Raw genomic sequence first — 16,636 nt, forward strand, 5'->3', positions numbered from 1 at the left:
CCCCGGTGAGACACCGGGGCGCGGGCATTAACGTGGAAGTGCAGTTCCCCACTGACGCCATTCTTTCGGCTCAGTTTCCTCAAGCAGGAAGTGTTTACCGGTGACCGCTTTCGGCGCGAGCGGTGTTCCCGGTGGAGTTGCGAACGCGATACCGCCACGAATGAACTGGTTGAAGGTGCCGGTTTTCACCACGCCGCCTGTCAGGCCAAAATCGAGGCTGTAGCCCGAGGCAAGCCAGAACACTGAGCTATCACGCACCAAATGCTGGAAACGTTTACTGATGCGCAGGCCGACCATCACGCGGTCTGATAGATTGCCGAGGGTTAAACCGGTTACCGTACCGACTTCAACACCACGGAACAGAACAGGTGTACCAATGCTCAATGCCCCCGATTCAGGGACTTCCAGCACGATACTCAGGCCATCAGAGTAACGAGAGTCGGTAATCGAGGTTTCCTGCAACTCGAAGTCACGTCGTGGTGCGCCTCGCCCTGGTTCAACGTTAATATACGGCTGGAGAATCGTGTCGAGATTATCAACACCCGAGGCTGAGATTTTCGGTGTCACAACCGAGAAGCGTGTGCCACCGCGAGCAAAAGTATCCACAAATTCAGGATAGAGCACCGCTTTTGCTTCGACTTCGCTGCGTGACGCTGTCAGATTCAGTGACTCGAGCTGCCCAATGTCAATTCCCAGATAGCGAATCGGCATTCCCGCAGACAGTTTCCCGGCATCGAAGGTATGCAAGGTAATCTGGCTACCGACAGCGCGCGCGGCAGTTTCAGACGCGTACAGTATGCGTTTGTCACCCTTTTTCAGACCGGCGCTGGCACCGCTCAGGTTGTCAAAGCTGATTGCACCTTTTAGAGCGCGAGAGAGTGGGGAGGCTTGCACCGTCAGACCGTTGCCGTTGAGTTGCACGCGTGCGCCACCTTCAGCCCAAAACACACTATTGTCTGTCAGCAGGTTGCGGTATTCCGGCTTGATATTCACATCGATATCAAAGCTATTGGCGCGAGGGCGGACACTGATAATCTCACCGACCTGGAATTTACGGTACAGCACCACTGAGCCGGTCTGGATATCCGGCAGGCTGGCGGCAGTTAGCGTTAATGTCGTTGTCGGCAAGTCGCTCAAGCTATTTTCGACCGCTTTTTCAAGGTTGGCATACAGCGGATAACTCTTTTTCATCTCGCCTTTGTTGCCAGGAATAACCCTGACCCCACCATTGATCCATTCACTGGCGCTGGCACCCAAAAATTCAACACCATCGATACCAACTTTGACATCAATACGGCTGTTGACGACGAACTTGCTGTCGCCCTGAATCAGTTGGCGGTATTCAGGATCAATGGCGACAGAGAAGCTGACACCCTTAGCGGATAGTGTACGTTCAAGAATTTGCCCAACTTGCACGCCATGGAGAATGATAGGTTGCCCAGCATCAATACCGTAGCTTTCAGGTGCAGTCAGGTTTAGCGTCAGAACGTTCGGCTGTTGTAGCGGTGTTTTATCGCTTGGGAATACGACAAAGTGATTCTGTGGGTCACCTTCCCCTGGCACTAACTCAAAGGTGCTACCGGTTAGCAGGCTGCTGAGGTTTGGATTGCTGAGCGAGATTTTAGGGTTACGTAGCTCAATACGTGTGCCACTGCGCATTAGGTTGACCACACTTGGGTCAACGGTCATCTGGCCTGTGACGGTGCTACCAGGATTCAGGTTCAGCTTGGTTAGCGTACCGACTTCAAGGCCTTGATACATCAGCGGGGTTGAGCCTGCTTTCAGGCCTTCGCCACTTGGCAGGGCAAGATCAATGATCACTCCCCGCTGGCTATGTGCCAGATCCTCATACAGCCCAAATTCATCTTCAGCCTTCGCTTCAGCGGAGTTTTCCGGTGAATCAAAGGCAATTGCGCCATTCACTAACGCGGCGAGGCTTTCTAACTGAACTTGTGCTCCGGAAAGGCTGAAGTTGGCTTTTACCCCTGATACGTTCCAGAAACGACTGCCTTTTTTCACCAGTTTGGTAAAGCGGCGGTCGATCAGTACGTCAATGGTGACGCCCTGCGTATTGTTGTTAATGGTGTAGTCGTAAACCCGGCCAACAGGAATTTTACGGTAGTAAACCAATGAGCCGCTGTTGAGCGAACCTAGATCAGGGGCGTGAAGATGAATCATCAACTCGCCATTATTCAATCGATATTTGGGCTGAGTATCCAGAGCGGTGAAGTGCTCCTGGGGTTTGCCTTTGCCAGGCATCATACCGATATAGTTCCCGCCGACCAGTGCATCCAGGCCGGAAACGCCGGCCAGTGAAGCTTTCGGCGTCACCAGCCAAAACTGAGTATCCTCACGCAGCGCATTTTTCATATCGCTTTTCACGCTGACTTTGACTTCGATTTTGCGCAGGTCTTTGCTCAGGCTGATGCTTTGCACGGTTCCCACTTCTACGCCTTGATAACGTACAGGTGTTCGCCCGGCGACAATACCGTCGGCTGAAAGGAAATCAATGGTCGCAGTGGTACCACGTTCTTCCCATGTCGACCAAATGAGCCAACTGGCAATCATCAATGCGATAATCGGCAGCAACCAGAAGGGCGAAATTCGGCGTTTTGTTTTAATTCGCGCTTCAGTCGGTGAAGCGGGCATTTCCTGACTCATGTGCGTCCCAAAGTAGTCGGCTATCCAGCCATTCGACTGCAAGAATAGTTAAAATAACCGCCGCGCCAAAGTAAAACGCAGCCGGCCCCATAGTGAATGCCAATAACTGATCTCGATTAACCAGTGACATCGTAAGCGAAATAACAAAGAGATCGAGGATAGACCAGCGGCCAATCCAGGTAATAAAGCGTAGTAATAAAATGCGCGTTCTCAACCCTCGTTCGCATTTGAAATGAATACTTAACAACAATGAAATCAGCACGATAACCTTGACAAAAGGCACCAAAATACTGGCAATGAAAACCACTGCCGCCACGGCAACATTACTGTTGCCGAGGGAAATAATACCAGAGAGGATAGTATCTTCCTGACGCGAGCCATTGACGTACAGAATTGAAATCGGCAGCAAGTTGGCAGGAAGTAAAAAGATTAACGAGCCGATTAACGCGGCCCAGGATTTCTGCAGGCTGTGGCGGCGGCGTTCTCTTAATGGCACATGGCAACGCGGACAGCGGCCACGTTTATCCGGCACACCAGTAAAATGGCACCCGAGGCATACACGCAGTTGCGCATTCCAGGCGCGCGGCGGGCGTTGCGGGTAGAAGCGTGACCACAGTTGTTCTACGTTTAAGTGAATCAGGGTTAATAAGCTCAATATGGCCAGCGCGATAAACGCCACTAAACCTATGCCGGGCTGGATGTAGGCGAACTCTCTGACTTTTATGCAGGCCACGCCAATGCCGACCAGATAAATATCAAGCATGACCCATTCTTTGAGCTTATCGAGCATCAGTAAGACCGGGCGTAAATTCATCCCAAGAATATTACCAAAGTAGAGATAGATGATACCCGCGACCAGTGTGGCGGGGGCACCAACGGCACAAAACATCACTATCGCGGCCGTAAGCGGATCGCCCTGTTTGGTCATCTGCCAGATGCCCTGAAATAGATTGGCATCGATGGCCGTACCTAATAAATAGATGCGGACCAGTGGCTCTGAAAAGGCAACTGTCATCAGTAGCAGCATGGCGGTTGCCATAGCGGCCAGACGTGTGAGTGACCAATCACGACCATGGAAGACTTTAGCGTCACAACGTGGGCAATACGCGCTCTGCGACGATTTAACCAGCGGTAACGAGAAAAGTGTATCGCATTCGGGGCAACGCTGATAACGTGCCTGCGGTACAGCATTGCTAATGGCGTGTATTTTCATGTGTTGTCGTATGCAAGGAATACCGTTGGCGCATTGGGTATCTCTTTAGAAAATCAAATATTCGTTAAGCGTATATTAATTCATGGAATGATACACCTTGTGGCATAAGGCATTTAATGCTTATTTTACTATGCTATGCAGTTGAGTAAGACAACATACTATGGTTAATCAATGAACAAAGAACAATTTTACGCGGACTTGAACCGCGATTTTAGTGCGTTAATGGCAGGTGAAACAAGTTTTCTGGCAACGTTGGCAAATACCAGTGCTTTGCTGTTTGAACGTCTTGAAGGTGTTAACTGGGCCGGGTTCTATTTACTGGAAGGCGATACGTTGGTTTTAGGGCCTTTCCAGGGCAAAATTGCCTGTGTGCGCATCCCGGTAGGTAAAGGTGTATGCGGTACAGCAGTTTCCACCAGGAGCATTCAGCGCGTTGAAGATGTGCATGCTTTTGATGGTCACATCGCCTGTGACGCCGCCAGCAATTCCGAAATCGTTCTGCCGTTAATGGTAAACGATGAGTTAATCGGGGTCCTGGACATTGATAGCACTGAGTTTGGGCGCTTTACACCTGAAGACCAACTCGGCTTATCTCAACTGGTAACGCAGCTTTCGCTGACGCTTGCCGACACGGATTTTAAAAAATTCTTCACTCGATAGCATGATAAACAACGGATAACGTGGCATTTGCTGATAGCGTCATTATAATGTCGCCTGTTCATGCCTGCGGATTGTTGGCAACTCCGTTGTAATCAGGAAATTTCATGGAAAATCAACCTAAGTTGAATAGTAGCAAAGAAGTCATCGCCTTTTTGGCAGAGCGTTTCCCACAGTGCTTTAGCGCTGAAGGTGAAGCCCGCCCCCTGAAGATTGGTATCTTCCAGGATTTAGTCGCGCGCGTTGAAGGGGAGATGAGCCTCAGTAAAACTCAACTTCGTTCCGCGTTACGTCTTTATACTTCAAGCTGGCGTTACCTGTACGGTATCAAAGTCGGCGCGACCCGTGTTGATCTCGACGGTAACCCATGTGGTGAACTCGATGAGCAGCACGTTGAGCATGCTCGTAAGCAGCTTGAAGAAGCAAAAGCTCGTGTTCAGACACAGCGTGCAGAGCAGCAAGCGAAGAAACGTGAAGCGGCTATTGCTAACGGTGAAACCGTTACCGATAAGCCTCGTCGCGATCGCAAACCTCGTCCTGCACCGCGTCGTCCAGAGACTACAGAACGTAAACCTCGTGCAGAAAAACCGGCGGCTCCTCAGGTTCCGCGTGAAGAAAAACGCACTCCGGTTACGGACATTTCTGCATTGCAGGTGGGTCAGGCAATCAAAGTCAAAGCGGGTAACAACGCGATGGATGCCACCGTACTGGAAATTACCAAAGATGGCGTACGTGTACAGCTAACTTCTGGTATGGCAATGATCGTACGCGCAGAACACTTGCAGTTCTGAAACGGAGGCCAGACCCGGGCATGAACAAACTCTTTAAGCGTACGGCAGTCGCTAGTCTGTTGTTTCTTGCAGGTAGCGCACTGGCCGTCGAAAATATCACGCAAGCTTCTCAAATCCCGCAGTTAAAGGAAGAGACACAGCATGCAACGGTGAGTGAGCGTGTAACTTCGCGCTTCACTCGCTCGCATTATCGCCAGTTTGATCTGGATGAAAATTTTTCCGCAAAAATTTTCGATCGCTACCTAAACCTTCTCGACTATAGCCACAACGTGCTGCTTGCCAGTGACGTTGAGCAGTTTGTGTCGCGGAAAAAACAGATTGGCGATGAATTGCGCACCGGTAAACTGGACGTATTTTACGATCTCTATAATCTGGCCCAGAAGCGCCGTTTTGAACGTTATCAATACGCGCTGAAAGTGCTTGAAAAGCCGATGGATTTCACCGGCAATGACACCTTCAATGTGGATCGCAGCAAATCTCCGTGGCCTGCAAGTACCGCCGAGTTAAATAGTCTGTGGGACAGCAAAGTTAAGTTTGACGAATTAAGTTTGAAACTGACCGGTAAAACCGATCAGGAAATTCGTGAAACGCTGACTAAGCGCTACCAGTTTGCGATTCGCCGTCTGGCGCAGTCTAACAGCGAAGATGTTTTCTCTCTGGCAATGACCGCCTTTGCTCACGAAATCGATCCGCATACTAACTATTTGTCTCCACGCAATACTGAACAATTCAATACTGAAATGAGTTTATCTCTGGAAGGTATTGGTGCGGTGCTGCAAATGGATGATGACTACACAGTGATCAACTCGATGGTTGCGGGTGGTCCGGCGGCGAAAAGCAAAGCGATTACCGTAGGCGATCGTATTGTGGGTGTCGGTCAAACCGGCAAAGCCATGGTTGATGTGATTGGCTGGCGTCTTGATGATGTGGTTGCGCTGATCAAGGGACCAAAAGGCAGTAAGGTTCGTCTTGAAGTCTTACCTGCGGGCAAGGGCACTAAAACACGCATCGTCACGTTAACGCGTGAACGTATTCGTCTTGAAGACCGTGCCGTTAAACTCACCATTAAAACGGTTGGTAAAGACAAAGTCGGCGTGCTGGATATTCCAGGCTTCTATGTTGGTTTGACGGATGACGTCAAAGTCCAGTTGCAGAAGATGGAAAAACAGAATGTGAAGAGCGTGATTATCGATTTACGTTCTAACGGTGGCGGTGCATTGACCGAAGCTGTGTCGCTTTCTGGCCTGTTTATCCCTGGTGGCCCAGTTGTTCAGGTACGTGATAACAACGGTAAAGTGCGTGAAGACAGCGATACCGATGGCGTTGTGTACTACAAAGGCCCACTGGTTGTTATGGTTGACCGTTTCAGTGCCTCCGCATCTGAGATTTTCGCCGCTGCAATGCAGGATTATGGCCGTGCGTTGATTGTCGGCGAGCCGACCTTCGGTAAAGGGACTGTTCAGCAGTATCGTTCGTTGAACCGTATCTACGATCAGATGCTTCGCCCTGAGTGGCCTGCATTAGGCTCTGTGCAATACACCATCCAGAAGTTCTACCGCATTAATGGCGGCAGTACTCAGCGTAAAGGTGTTACGCCAGACGTGATGATGCCGACCGGTACGGAAGAGACAGAAACTGGCGAGAAGTTCGAAGATAACGCGCTCCCATGGGATAGCATTAATGCCGCAACTTACGTCAAGTCAGGCGATCTGACACCGTTCGAACCGCAACTGCTCAAACTGCACCAGGACAGAATTGCAGCCGATCCTGAGTTCCAGTACATCATGAAGGACATTGCTCGCTTCAATGCCCTGAAAGAGAAGCGCAATATTGTTTCCCTGAATCTTGCTCAACGTGAGAAAGAAAACCAGGAAGACGATGCGACGCGTCTGGCACGCATCAACGATCGCTACAAGCGGGAAGGTAAAGCTCCGTTGAAGAAACTGGAAGACTTGCCGAAGGATTATCAGGAACCAGATCCTTATCTCGATGAAACGGTTCATATCGCGCTGGACCTTGCAAAAATGCAGCAAGATAAGCCAGCCGAGCAACCGGCTCCTGCTAAGTAACTCCCCAACAGGCACAAATTTTTGTGCCTGTTTTTTTTACCTCTATCAAGCCGCGTAAACCTAGCTCTTTCTAAATGTAAAGTTATGTATTATTAACCACTTGGCAACGATGAATGCTTGAAAATAGCAGGCTTGCCCCTACGATGTGGGGTAACGCAGAATGCGTATTTTTAACCGAGGTAAAAAGAAAATTATGATGCGTATCGGGCTTTTCCTGTTGACCAACCTTGCAGTCATGGTCGTATTCGGGCTAGTGCTAAGCCTGACGGGGATCCAGTCGAGCAGCGTACAGGGTCTGATGATCATGGCGGTGTTGTTTGGCTTTGGTGGTTCAATCATCTCGTTACTGATGTCCAAATGGATGGCATTACGTTCAGTTGGCGGTGAAGTGATTGAGCAGCCACGTAATGAAACTGAGCGCTGGCTGATGGAAACCGTTCGTCAGCAGTCGCAGCAGGCGGGTATCGCTATGCCTCAGGTGGCGGTTTACCATGCGCCAGATATCAACGCGTTTGCTACTGGCGCACGCCGTAATGCCTCGTTGGTTGCGGTCAGTACCGGCCTGTTGCAGAACATGAGCCGTGATGAAGCAGAAGCGGTAATTGCTCACGAAATTAGCCACATTGCGAACGGCGATATGGTAACCATGACGCTGATTCAAGGTGTGGTGAACACCTTCGTTATCTTTATTTCGCGAATCATTGCACAGGTTGCCTCAGGCTTCCTGTCAGGTAATCGGGATGAAGGTGAAAGTAACAACGGTAACCCGTTTGTCTATTTTGCAATTGCGACCGTACTGGAGTTGGTATTCGGTATTCTGGCCAGCATCATTACTATGTGGTTCTCACGTCACCGTGAATTCCACGCTGATGCCGGATCTGCAAAATTAGTCGGCCGTGAAAAAATGATTGCTGCTTTACAGCGTCTGAAAACCAGCTATGAACCGCAAGAAGCCAGTAGCATGATGGCGTTTTGTATCAACGGTAAGGCGAAGTCAATGAGCGAATTGTTTATGACTCACCCACCTTTGGACAAACGTATTGAAGCACTGCGTAACGGCGAATATCTGAAGTAGTGATAAATATTGATAAAAAAGCGTGCCATCGCTGGCACGCTTTTTTTATGCCTGCGAAGCAGTAGGTTGAGATAACCGAAAACTGCTAACAATAGCCGCGACGGTAGCAAAACTGCCGGCCAGAAGTAACGAGGCGTGCGTTCCGTGAGTGGTGAACAGGTTGAACATCAGTGCTACCAAAGCTGCACCACAACTCTGGCCGAGTAACCTGGCCGTGCCTAACATGCCGCTGGCACCACCGCTGCGGTGACGCGGAGCAGAAGAGATAATGGTGTGGTTATTGGGGGACTGGAACAAGCCAAAACCTGCACCGCACAAGAACATGCGCCAGATAATATCTATGTCAGAAGGGTTATGTGGCAACAGCGCCAAAGCAAACAGACCGCAAGCCATCATTACAAGTCCGATTCCACCTAATAATCCCGCATGTACTCGTCCAATTAAATGACCAGCGACCGGAGCCATAATCATGGTTGCGATGGGCCACGGCGTCAGTAGCAGGCCAGTTTCCACTTCACTACGACCTAATGTCGATTGCAGGAAAAAGGGTAAAGAAACCATTGCCAGCATCTGCGCGGTAAAAGAACACACTGATGTTCCAATGGATAAAGAAAACACCGGGATACGCAGTAAATCGACCGGCAATAATGGGAAAGGGAGTTTTAACTGGCGGCGTATAAAGAAAGATCCAATGACTAGCAAGGCTGCCAGTTCACTGAGAATAAGCCAGCCAGACTGGCCCTGAGCAAACCCGCTGATGGCAGAAATCAATAAGCCAAACGTCAGGGCATTCATGATGGCGCCTGGAATATCAAAGCGCTGCCCCTGGGATTTTTGTTGGTTCGCTGGCAAGAAACGCAGAGCCAATAATAGTGCAATGATGCCAATGGGCACGTTAACCAAAAATAACCATTTCCAGGAAGCAACGGATAGAATGGCGGCAGCAATAGTCGGCCCGGCAGCTGATGAAACGGCAACAATAAATGAGTTAATTCCCATGCCGCGGCCAAGGTGTTTTTGTGGATAAATAAGCCGAATGAGCGCGGTATTTACGCTCATTAATGCCGCACCGCCGAATCCCTGCAGTACGCGAGCAAATGTCAGCATGGGTAAAGAATTCGATAACGCACAAAAAAGGGATGTCACACAAAACAGCATTAGCCCGCACTGATATACCCGGCGATAACCAAAAATATCCCCCAGAAACGACATGGAAAGTAATGAAACAATTATCGCTATTTGGTAACTGTTAACAATCCAGATGGATTCTGCCGGACTGGCATTAAGTTCGCGGGCAATGGTGGGAAGGGCGACGTTAGCGATTACGCCATCAAGTACGGCCATAGTAATACCTAACGCAATGGCTAAAATAGCACCATAGCGCCGCGGTAATGGCAGCCCATCAGCAAGGGTTTTATCCATAGGAAAGATTGAATTCACGGGGCTGTATTCGGGGAGAAATAATAATAGCACTAAATTTACGGGATATGTCGCAGATTTGTAACGATATAGAATAGATTCATTGCGATGACATGGTAGTCAACTTATACTAAAAACCGGTTCTAATTTTTATAAAACAAATGCGATCGAGGTGATTTAATGGCAATCGCAGATCTGGATAAACAACCTGATTCTGTCTCTTCTGTCCTGAAAGTTTTTGGCATCTTACAGGCTCTTGGCGAAGAACGCGAAATTGGTATTACTGAATTATCGCAACGCGTAATGATGTCAAAAAGCACCGTCTATCGCTTTTTGCAGACAATGAAATCCTTGGGTTATGTGGCTCAGGAAGGCGAATCTGAGAAATACTCGCTTACGCTGAAGTTGTTCGAACTTGGCGCGCGTGCGTTGCAAAATGTTGATTTGATTCGTAGTGCTGACATCCAGATGCGTGAACTGTCGCGTCTGACAAAAGAAACGATCCACTTGGGTGCGTTGGATGAAGACAGTATTGTCTATATCCACAAGATCGACTCAATGTACAACTTGCGTATGTATTCGCGCATCGGTCGTCGTAACCCATTGTACAGTACTGCAATTGGTAAAGTGCTTCTGGCCTGGCGTGACCGTGAAGAAGTACGTGAAATTCTTGCCGATGTGGAGTACACCCGCAGCACTGAACGTACCATTACCAGCACCGACGAATTGATGGATGTTCTGGATACGGTTCGTAAGCAAGGTTATGGCGAAGATAACGAAGAACAAGAAGAAGGTTTGCGCTGCATCGGCGTGCCGGTATTTGACCGCTTTGGTGTTGTGATTGCCGGTTTAAGTATTTCATTCCCGACTTTGCGTTTTTCTGAAGACCGCCTTCACGAATATGTCGCTATGCTACATGACGCTGCGCGCACTATTTCTGAGCAAATGGGTTATCACGAATATCCATTCTGATGAAAAATTAAACGCCGCTAAATAGCGGCGTTTTTTTACTCTTCGATTATCTACTGTCCGTTATCAATAACCTTGTCACTTTTACGCAATACAGGGCAATCACTCAGTCCGATAATACCACTTTCACTATGAATGAATTGTGCAGTGGTGATATTTCGTGCAGTGAGGTATTTGCATTGCAGTCCCATACCCGCTGCATTTTGATGGCTCCCAATCAATACTCCGTAGCCAGAGAGGAGTAAACCGATCCACAGCAGCACTATCACCAGAATAGTGCGGATCACGACACGCATATCTACCTCTTATTATTACTTTATTAGAGTGTTAAGCGTAGCGCGTAGCACTAAAGTATCAATGTGATGATTCTTAAATAAAATCTGAGTTGAGTGATGCCTGGTTTAGGTTGCGTATGCCAGACTTACTCTCTAAAGCTTTTAATGTGGAGAATGTAGTGAAAAAGTACAGATGGTTCATCTTAGTTGCGGTTTTTTTCGTCTGCTTACTACTCTGGACGCAGATGGTCAACGTGATGTGCGATCAGGATGTACAATTTTTCAGCGGGGTTTGTACAATTAACAAATTTATTCCCTGGTAGACTCTTTTTATCCACACGATACTTACCTTCGGGCGCAGCAGGTGTAGAATAGCGCGTTTTACTGAGGTGGTAAGATGAACGAATTAAGTGTTGGCGCGTTGAATATCGTGTCCCTGACAGTTTCCCTGGTGGTGCTGGTTATCGGCCTCGTAATGTGGTTTTTTGTTAACCGAGCGAGTAGCCGTAGTAATGAACAGATCGAGCTGCTTGAAGAGTTGTTGGAACAGCAGAAACGACAAAATGCTCTGCTACGCCGTCTGTGTGAAGCCAATGAGCCGGAAGTTGTGAAGGAAGAACCGCAAGAGATTAAGGAAGAAGTTGCAGAGGATGACGATTTTATTCGTCTGGTGGCAGAACGCTAATCCTTGCATAAGCGTTTACGCCGCTTTGTCGTGACTCATGCGTTGGATGAATCCCTGGTTTGATCCTCTAAAATCTCATCTTTAAATCGACGGTTTTCGTAATGTGTCACCACAGTTACGAAAATCGGCTGATGTTACGCTTTGACGAAAGCATGGAAAGAGCAGGGAATACACCAACCCTCTGGCAAGACTATGGCGGTGAATCGCTGTTCATGCCACGACATGTAGGTCAAACTTTACTCTTGCTTAAAATAATAGTTTAAATATTATCCAGAAAGTTAAAGTGTTATTTTGGATAACCTAAGATAATTTTATTATATGGCTAATATAGTGAAACGTTTTTATTGCCTCATTGTGTAGCAGAGTGTCATTAAACTTTCATTATTTTGGTGCAATATAAAGAGCTTACTGTTCATACTTTATTCATTCTGGTAATCGCGTTATTTCCATCGCCTATTTCAATCTGTCTTGAGACGTTCTGTGCTGCTCATTTTTTGAATAGCTATGCTAAAAAAATCATAATGATAATGTCTGTGGTGTCGACTTTTTCGTCCTTCGTCTGGACGAAAAGTTAGCTTTGGGCTATGGTAAAAACGTTGTCTGCGGTCATCGCCTGAACGCCTGGAATCACGTTTGTTCGCCGTTAATTTTATGCACATTTTGTGCATTTCATTTTTATGAACAATATTGGTTTCAGAATTTGTGCGACAGATCGATTCACGCCGAAAAATGGCTTGCCATTGATTGCGTTGTATGTGATAACACTTTGGGTTAAACGAGGTACAGTTCTGTTTATGTGTGGCATTTTCAGTAAAGAAGTTCTGAGTAAACACGTTGACGTTGAATACCGCTTCTCTGCCGAGCCTTATATTAGTGCCTCATGCAGTAATGTCTCTGTTTTAGCTAAGTTATGCCTTCGGGCAAAGAAAACAATCTAAGGAATTTTGCAAAATGGCAAAGATCAAAGGTCAAGTTAAGTGGTTCAACGAGTCTAAAGGTTTTGGTTTCATTACTCCTGCTGACGGCAGCAAAGACGTGTTCGTACACTTCTCTGCAATCCAGGGTAACGGCTTCAAAACTCTGGCTGAAGGCCAGAACGTTGAGTTCGAAATCCAGGACGGCCAGAAAGGCCCAGCAGCAGTTAACGTCACTGCTATCTAATTCCGTTGAATTAGACCTGGCGCGAATAACGCCAAATTTTGATGAAAGCCCCGCTCATGTAGCGGGGCTTTTTCATGTCTGAATCTTATGCACTACTTGTCCATATGTTTCTACAAGCCGTGACTAGTTATGTTTTGTAGCAAAGCAGTGCATCTTGTAGCACTGTTCCTGTCCGGTTAATTTCATCATTATGTTTAAATTTTCAATCGCTTAGTTGTTGTGAAGGATTGAAAGTGAGAAAAATTGCCCCTGGAGTCGTGGGTAACTTTATTCAGTGGCGTTTTGCTCTGCTTTGCAGTGCTATTCTTATGTGTCTGGTATTTTTATTAGGACGTGTAGCCTGGTTGCAAATCATCTCGCCAGAGAATCTTGTCAAGCAAGAGGACATGCGTTCACTACGCGAAGAGACGATTACAGTTCCACGTGGCATGATTGAAGACCGTACGGGCCGACCATTGGCAGTCAGCGTACCGGTAAAAGCTATCTGGGCCGACCCCAAAACGGTGATGGAAAAAGGTGGTGTGCAAGTGAATAGCCGTTGGCAGGCACTTGCGACAACGCTCAATATGCCGCTCAATGAGATCGCCGCGCGTATTCGTCGTAGCCCTTCCGACCGATTTATCTACCTTGCCCGTCAACTCGATCCACAAAAAGCCCAATATATTGAGAGTTTGAAACTACCGGGGATTTCGTTGCGCGATGAGTCACGCCGCTTTTACCCGGCAGGGCATGTCGCAGCAAATTTGCTCGGTTTTACCAATGTTGATGATCAGGGTATTGAGGGCATAGAAAAGAGTTTCAATCGACAATTGATGGGGAGGGGCGGGGAGCGATTAGTTCGCAAAGACCGACACGGTCACGTCATTGAAAATATCACTGAAAATCCGGCAAGCCCCGCGCATAACCTAATGTTAAGCATTGATGAGCGTCTGCAAACGGTGACTGAAGATGCGTTAAGCAACGCGGTTTCGTGGAATAAAGCCGCATCAGCCGCCGCAGTTATCCTTGATGTTAATACCGGTGAAGTTCTGGCTATGGCAAGTTGCCCGACATTTAACCCGAATAACCGTGATGGTGCCACGTTGAACGATTTCCGCAATCGGGCAATAAGTGACACCTTTGAACCCGGTTCAACGGTCAAACCCATGGTAGTGATGACCGCGCTGCAACAAGGTATTGTGCAACCCGACAGTGTGGTGGATACCCATCCCTATACCATTGACGGGCATCGGATTCGGGATGTGGGTTATTACCCTCAGCTAACGTTGACCGGGATCCTGCAAAAATCGAGCGATACCGGGGTATCACGTCTTTCGCTGGCAATGCCTATCCAAAAACTTTTGGATACCTACAAAGAGTTTGGCTTTGGTTCGCCGACGGGGCTGGGCCTGACAGGAGAAAGCCGCGGTTATTTACCACATCGTAAGTTCTGGGGAGAACTGGATCGTGCAACCTTCTCTTTTGGCTATGGTTTGATGGTCACGCCGCTGCAACTGGCCCATGTTTACGCAACCATTGGTAGTTACGGTATTTCCAGACCGCTGTCGATTACCCGTGTTGACCCACCGGTCGTTGGGAAACGCGTGATGTCTGAAGTCATTGCTCATCAGGTTGAACATATGATGGAAAGCGTGGCGTTGCCTGGCGGCGGTGGAGTAAAAGCGGCGGTGCACGGATATCGTGTTGCGGTAAAAACGGGCACGGCGAAGAAGATTGGTGATGACGGCAAGTACATCAATAAATACATTGCTTACACGGCCGGTGTTGCACCAGCCAGTAATCCACGCTTTGCGCTGGTTGTAGTGATTAACGATCCAGAAAATGGGGCTTATTATGGCGGAGCAGTTTCAGCCCCGGTATTTAGCCAAATTATGAGCGATGTGTTACGACTGGAAAATATTGAGCCTGATGGTCTTCCGGACGGTGACCCAAATTTAATGGTGTTAAATAAGCCTGTCGCAGATAACTCCGCCGGTTAGTTGCTTTTCGAAACAGGGCGTTTAGCGTTACACTTGCGCCCTTTATGATTGCCTGGAGTTCCCATGTCCTATCTTTGTCCGCTTTGTCATGCGCCGCTTACCGCTGTTGGCAAGAGTTATCTTTGCCCACAAGGCCACCAATTCGATAAGGCAAAAGAAGGATACGTCAATTTGCTGCCAGTACAGCATAAGCGTTCTAAGGATCCAGGCGACAGCAGCGAGATGATGCAGGCACGCAGAAAGTTTCTTGATGCCGGGCATTACCAGCCTTTGCGTGATGCCATTTGCCAACAACTTGAACAAGCGTCACCCGTGACTTTACTCGACATTGGTTGTGGGGAAGGGTACTACACTGCCGGTTTTGCACAGGTAGTCGCAAAACAAAATGGCACGACCTGGGGATTAGATGTCGCGAAAGTGGCGATTCGCTACGCGGCTAAACGTTACCCACAGGTGCAATTCTGCGTTGCTTCAAGTCACCGTTTACCATTTGACGATAATAGCCTTGATGCTGTTGTGCGTATTTTCGCGCCCTGCAAAGCGGAAGAACTGGCGCGGGTGGTAAAACCTGGCGGTATCGTCATTACGGCGACCCCTGGTCCCCGTCATTTAATGCAGTTGAAAGGCCTAATTTACGACAATATTGTGTTGCACAGCTCTGAGTCTGAATCTTTGCCTGGTTTTATTGCAGAACAGACTCAGCAAATTAGCTGGCCGATGACATTAAAGGGTGATGAAGCGGTAGCATTGCTACAAATGACGCCGTTTGCCTGGCGCGCTCGCCCGGAAGTGTGGCAAGCCTTAGCGGCTGAAACGGCATTTGAATGTGAGACTGACTTTGTGGTTCGCGTCTGGCGACGCGAAGCCCAGGTAGCTTGAATATTTAACTTAGCGCGCTGAAATGGCCGTAAAGGATCTGGCAACCAATCCCAATTAACACCACGCCGCCGAGAATTTCGGCGCGTTTACCCAGTAGTGGGCCAATAAAACGGCCCAGCATCATACCCATCGTAGACATGATCATGGTCGCGCAACCAATCGCCAGCGCAGTTTCAATAATGTTCACTTGCAGAAATGCCAGACCGACGCCCACCGCCATTGCATCAAGGCTGGTTGCTATAGCTGTCGTGACCAATAACCAAAATCCATGACGTTGTAGCTTTGGTGTCTCTTCATCATCGTTGCCGCGAATCCCTTCATAGATCATTCGGATACCGAGGAAAACGAGCAGGATAAAAGCAACCCAATGGTTCCATTCCAGCACAACTTTACTGGCCAACATCCCCAGACACCAGCCAATCAGCGGTGTGAGCGTTTCAATAACACCAAAAATCAGGCCGGTACGTATGGCTTCGGAAAACTTAGGTTTATGGAGGGTGGCACCTTTCCCGATTGATGCAGCAAACGCATCCATCGACATGCCAAAAGCAAGAATAATTGTAGCGGAGAGATTCATACAAACGCCTCAGTTGGGAATATCCATATACACGTCGACCATCCCCAACTAAAACGATGGCTACGTGCCTATGGTCTCGCCTACTCAGTGTTTGAGTCGTACATGCCACGTTATTTTCTTGTTTAAAAAGCCTGCTAAAACAAGTAACGAGTATGTTGACATGTACATTTTCGCAATGGCGAAAATCGGCTACTCCCCAACGACGGGCGCAACCTTAACATATTAT

General features: G+C 48.3%; 16 protein-coding genes and 1 riboswitch. Of the genes, 11 read left to right on the top strand and 5 right to left on the bottom strand.

Annotated features, from left to right (window positions below):
* Positions 1 to 27: 27 nt before the first annotated feature.
* Together MES37_RS04990 and yebS are read right to left on the bottom strand one after the other, a co-directional pair.
* The gene (locus tag MES37_RS04990) at positions 28 to 2,661 is read right to left on the bottom strand and encodes a PqiB family protein (RefSeq protein WP_121813635.1); all 2,634 of its coding nucleotides are present in this window, start codon (positions 2,659 to 2,661) and stop codon (positions 28 to 30) included.
* Positions 2,630 to 3,874: a membrane integrity lipid transport subunit YebS gene (yebS, locus tag MES37_RS04995; RefSeq protein WP_064546062.1), complete on the bottom strand. Its 1,245-nt coding sequence runs from the start codon at positions 3,872 to 3,874 to the stop codon at positions 2,630 to 2,632. The genes MES37_RS04990 and yebS overlap by 32 nt, the downstream gene beginning before the upstream one ends.
* A gap of 171 nt (positions 3,875 to 4,045) precedes the next feature.
* Here yebS and MES37_RS05000 point away from each other — a divergent pair, with 171 nt between their 5' ends.
* The 4 genes from MES37_RS05000 (at position 4,046) to htpX (ending at position 8,466) form a co-directional block, all read left to right on the top strand.
* Positions 4,046 to 4,534, top strand: coding sequence for a GAF domain-containing protein (locus tag MES37_RS05000; protein WP_064546064.1), 489 nt, complete (start codon positions 4,046 to 4,048; stop codon positions 4,532 to 4,534).
* 104 nt (positions 4,535 to 4,638) lie between these two features.
* Positions 4,639 to 5,322 (top strand): RNA chaperone ProQ, encoded by a 684-nt coding sequence (gene proQ, locus MES37_RS05005; RefSeq protein WP_064546066.1) that lies wholly within the window; start codon positions 4,639 to 4,641, stop codon positions 5,320 to 5,322.
* 20 nt (positions 5,323 to 5,342) lie between these two features.
* Entirely contained in the window at positions 5,343 to 7,391 is a 2,049-nt protein-coding gene (gene prc, locus MES37_RS05010; protein WP_064546068.1) for a carboxy terminal-processing peptidase, read from the top strand.
* A gap of 193 nt (positions 7,392 to 7,584) precedes the next feature.
* Positions 7,585 to 8,466, top strand: a complete 882-nt coding sequence (gene htpX / locus MES37_RS05015; protein WP_034496301.1) for a protease HtpX — start codon at positions 7,585 to 7,587, stop codon at positions 8,464 to 8,466.
* Positions 8,467 to 8,511: 45 nt separating this feature from the next.
* Here htpX and MES37_RS05020 read toward each other — a convergent pair whose 3' ends face one another.
* Positions 8,512 to 9,888 (bottom strand): MFS transporter, encoded by a 1,377-nt coding sequence (locus MES37_RS05020; RefSeq protein ID WP_237930273.1) that lies wholly within the window; start codon positions 9,886 to 9,888, stop codon positions 8,512 to 8,514.
* A 177-nt stretch (positions 9,889 to 10,065) separates the two neighbouring features.
* Here MES37_RS05020 and kdgR point away from each other — a divergent pair, with 177 nt between their 5' ends.
* Entirely contained in the window at positions 10,066 to 10,857 is a 792-nt protein-coding gene (kdgR, locus tag MES37_RS05025; protein ID WP_064546072.1) for a DNA-binding transcriptional regulator KdgR, read from the top strand.
* Between the two features lie 50 nt (positions 10,858 to 10,907).
* Here kdgR and MES37_RS05030 read toward each other — a convergent pair whose 3' ends face one another.
* Positions 10,908 to 11,150, bottom strand: a complete 243-nt coding sequence (locus MES37_RS05030) for a YobH family protein (protein WP_064546074.1) — start codon at positions 11,148 to 11,150, stop codon at positions 10,908 to 10,910.
* Between the two features lie 158 nt (positions 11,151 to 11,308).
* Between MES37_RS05030 and mgrB the strand changes: the two genes are divergently transcribed.
* From mgrB to rlmA, 6 genes are all read left to right on the top strand, one after another.
* Positions 11,309 to 11,452 carry a PhoP/PhoQ regulator MgrB gene (mgrB, locus tag MES37_RS05035; protein WP_064546552.1) on the top strand — a complete coding sequence of 48 codons (144 nt, stop codon included), beginning with the start codon at positions 11,309 to 11,311 and terminating at the stop codon, positions 11,450 to 11,452.
* 74 nt (positions 11,453 to 11,526) lie between these two features.
* Positions 11,527 to 11,814, top strand: a complete 288-nt coding sequence (locus MES37_RS05040) for a YebO family protein (protein ID WP_064546076.1) — start codon at positions 11,527 to 11,529, stop codon at positions 11,812 to 11,814.
* Positions 11,815 to 12,608: 794 nt separating this feature from the next.
* On the top strand, positions 12,609 to 12,752 hold the full coding sequence (locus MES37_RS05045) for a DUF2627 domain-containing protein (RefSeq protein ID WP_074388558.1): 144 nt from the start codon (positions 12,609 to 12,611) through the stop codon (positions 12,750 to 12,752).
* A 13-nt stretch (positions 12,753 to 12,765) separates the two neighbouring features.
* The gene (gene cspE, locus MES37_RS05050) at positions 12,766 to 12,975 is read left to right on the top strand and encodes a transcription antiterminator/RNA stability regulator CspE (RefSeq protein ID WP_001062678.1); all 210 of its coding nucleotides are present in this window, start codon (positions 12,766 to 12,768) and stop codon (positions 12,973 to 12,975) included.
* A 233-nt stretch (positions 12,976 to 13,208) separates the two neighbouring features.
* Positions 13,209 to 14,954, top strand: a complete 1,746-nt coding sequence (gene ftsI, locus MES37_RS05055; RefSeq protein ID WP_064546078.1) for a peptidoglycan glycosyltransferase FtsI — start codon at positions 13,209 to 13,211, stop codon at positions 14,952 to 14,954.
* A 63-nt stretch (positions 14,955 to 15,017) separates the two neighbouring features.
* Positions 15,018 to 15,833: a 23S rRNA (guanine(745)-N(1))-methyltransferase gene (rlmA, locus tag MES37_RS05060; RefSeq protein WP_064546080.1), complete on the top strand. Its 816-nt coding sequence runs from the start codon at positions 15,018 to 15,020 to the stop codon at positions 15,831 to 15,833.
* A gap of 4 nt (positions 15,834 to 15,837) precedes the next feature.
* Here the strand turns inward: rlmA and mntP are convergent, their stop codons facing one another.
* Entirely contained in the window at positions 15,838 to 16,410 is a 573-nt protein-coding gene (mntP, locus tag MES37_RS05065; protein WP_064546082.1) for a manganese efflux pump MntP, read from the bottom strand.
* Positions 16,411 to 16,412: 2 nt separating this feature from the next.
* A riboswitch (yybP-ykoY riboswitch) is annotated at positions 16,413 to 16,620 on the bottom strand.
* Between the last annotated feature and the right edge of the window lie 16 nt (positions 16,621 to 16,636).

Origin of the sequence: Buttiauxella sp. S19-1 (assembly GCF_022134725.1) — a bacterium.
In the GTDB taxonomy this organism is placed as follows: domain Bacteria; phylum Pseudomonadota; class Gammaproteobacteria; order Enterobacterales; family Enterobacteriaceae; genus Buttiauxella; species Buttiauxella ferragutiae.

What these genes read in the sequence shown, in the direction of transcription:
- MES37_RS04990 (WP_121813635.1), bottom strand. Translation starts at nt 2,661, where the DNA reads ATGAGTCAGGAAATGCCCGCTTCACCGACTGAAGCGCGAATTAAAACA.
- yebS (WP_064546062.1), bottom strand. Translation starts at nt 3,874, where the DNA reads ATGAAAATACACGCCATTAGCAATGCTGTACCGCAGGCACGTTATCAG.
- MES37_RS05000 (WP_064546064.1), top strand. Translation starts at nt 4,046, where the DNA reads ATGAACAAAGAACAATTTTACGCGGACTTGAACCGCGATTTTAGTGCG.
- proQ (WP_064546066.1), top strand. Translation starts at nt 4,639, where the DNA reads ATGGAAAATCAACCTAAGTTGAATAGTAGCAAAGAAGTCATCGCCTTT.
- prc (WP_064546068.1), top strand. Translation starts at nt 5,343, where the DNA reads ATGAACAAACTCTTTAAGCGTACGGCAGTCGCTAGTCTGTTGTTTCTT.
- htpX (WP_034496301.1), top strand. Translation starts at nt 7,585, where the DNA reads ATGATGCGTATCGGGCTTTTCCTGTTGACCAACCTTGCAGTCATGGTC.
- MES37_RS05020 (WP_237930273.1), bottom strand. Translation starts at nt 9,888, where the DNA reads ATGGATAAAACCCTTGCTGATGGGCTGCCATTACCGCGGCGCTATGGT.
- kdgR (WP_064546072.1), top strand. Translation starts at nt 10,066, where the DNA reads ATGGCAATCGCAGATCTGGATAAACAACCTGATTCTGTCTCTTCTGTC.
- MES37_RS05030 (WP_064546074.1), bottom strand. Translation starts at nt 11,150, where the DNA reads ATGCGTGTCGTGATCCGCACTATTCTGGTGATAGTGCTGCTGTGGATC.
- MES37_RS05040 (WP_064546076.1), top strand. Translation starts at nt 11,527, where the DNA reads ATGAACGAATTAAGTGTTGGCGCGTTGAATATCGTGTCCCTGACAGTT.
- MES37_RS05045 (WP_074388558.1), top strand. Translation starts at nt 12,609, where the DNA reads ATGTGTGGCATTTTCAGTAAAGAAGTTCTGAGTAAACACGTTGACGTT.
- cspE (WP_001062678.1), top strand. Translation starts at nt 12,766, where the DNA reads ATGGCAAAGATCAAAGGTCAAGTTAAGTGGTTCAACGAGTCTAAAGGT.
- rlmA (WP_064546080.1), top strand. Translation starts at nt 15,018, where the DNA reads ATGTCCTATCTTTGTCCGCTTTGTCATGCGCCGCTTACCGCTGTTGGC.
- mntP (WP_064546082.1), bottom strand. Translation starts at nt 16,410, where the DNA reads ATGAATCTCTCCGCTACAATTATTCTTGCTTTTGGCATGTCGATGGAT.